This is a genomic window from Streptomyces sp. NPDC018947, assembly GCF_044390505.1.
Classification (GTDB): Bacteria; Actinomycetota; Actinomycetes; order Streptomycetales; family Streptomycetaceae; genus Streptomyces.
In genome coordinates, this window is record NZ_JBIRZD010000044.1 from 1 (window position 1) to 1,687 (window position 1,687).

Annotated in this window: 1 protein-coding gene; it reads left to right on the forward strand. The window is 73.1% G+C overall.

Annotated elements, in window-relative coordinates:
* A partial coding sequence (locus ACH499_RS34565; RefSeq protein WP_399020989.1) for a heavy metal translocating P-type ATPase occupies positions 1-1,687 on the forward strand: 1,687 nt, incomplete at both ends.

Genomic DNA, 1,687 nt, shown 5'->3' on the forward strand with positions numbered 1-1,687 from the left:
CGGGGTTGCGGCAGCGGCTGGTGACGGCGGTGGTGCTGACGGTGCCGGTGATCGCGATGGCGATGGTGCCGGCGTTGCAGTTCGCGTACTGGCAGTGGCTGTCGTTGACGCTGGCGGCGCCGGTGGTGACGTATGCGGCGTGGCCGTTCCACCGGGCGGCGTTCACCAATGCCCGGCACGGTGCGGCGACGATGGACACGCTGATCTCGGTCGGTACGTCGGCGGCGTTCGTGTGGTCGTTGTGGGCGTTGTTCTTCGGGAGTGCGGGCACGCCGGGTATGACCCACCCGTTCGAGCTGACGATCGCGCGGTCGGACGGGTCGGGGAACATCTATCTGGAGGCGGCGGCGGGGGTGACGGCGTTCATCCTGGCGGGCCGGTATTTCGAGGCGCGGTCCAAGCGCCGGGCGGGGGCGGCGCTGCGGGCGCTGCTGGAGCTGGGCGCGAAGGATGTGACGGTGCTGCGGGACGGGCGTGAGGAGCAGGTTCCGGTCGCCGGGCTGCGGGTCGGGGAGCGGTTCGTGGTGCGTCCGGGGGAGAAGATCGCCACTGATGGTGTGGTGGTGGAGGGCAGTTCGGCGGTGGACGCGTCGATGCTGACCGGTGAGTCGGTGCCGGTGGAGGTGTCCGTGGGGGACGCGGTGACGGGGGCGACGGTCAACGCGGGGGGCCGGCTGGTGGTGGAGGCCGCCCGGGTCGGTGCGGACACGCAGTTGGCGCGGATGGCGAAGCTGGTCGAGGACGCGCAGAACGGCAAGGCGCGGGCGCAGCGGCTGGCGGACCGGGTGTCGGGTGTGTTCGTGCCGGTGGTGATCGCGCTGGCGTTGGGGACGCTGGGGTTCTGGCTCGGTAACGGTGCGGGGTGGACGGCGGCGTTCACGGCGGCGGTGGCGGTGCTGATCATCGCGTGCCCGTGTGCGCTGGGGCTGGCCACGCCGACGGCGTTGATGGTGGGGACGGGGCGGGGTGCTCAGCTCGGGATTCTGATCAAGGGTCCGGAGGTGCTGGAGTCGACGCGGCGGGTGGACACGATCGTGCTGGACAAGACGGGCACGGTGACCACGGGCCGGATGACGCTGCTGGCGGTGCACACGGTGGCCGGTACCGGGGAGGCGGAGGTGCTGCGGCTGGCGGGTGCGCTGGAGCACGCCTCCGAGCACCCCGTCGCGCGTGCCGTGGCCGACGGCGCCATGGAGCGTCTGGGCGGTGCGCTGCCGGTGCCGGAGGACTTCGTCAGTGTTCCCGGTCTGGGTGTGCAGGGTGTCGTGGAGGGGCACGCCGTCCTGGTGGGCCGGGAGAAGCTGCTGGCCGAGTGGGCGATGGCTCTGCCCGGGGAGCTCGCCGAGGCGAAGGCGGCCGCCGAGCGGGCGGGGCGGACCGCGATCGCGGTCGCCTGGGACGGGCGGGCGCGGGCGGTGCTGGAGGTCGCGGACGCGGTCAAGGCCACCAGCGCCGAGGCCATTGCCCGGCTGCGGGCCCTGGGGCTGACCCCGATCCTGCTGACCGGGGACAACCGGGCCGTCGCCGAGGCGGTCGCGGCCGAGGTCGGGATCGGTGAGGTGATCGCCGAGGTGATGCCCCAGGACAAGGTCGACGTGGTCAAGCGCCTGCAGGGCGAGGGCCGTTCGGTCGCCATGGTCGGTGACGGCGTCAACGACGCCGCCGCGCTGGCGCAGGCCGACCTCGG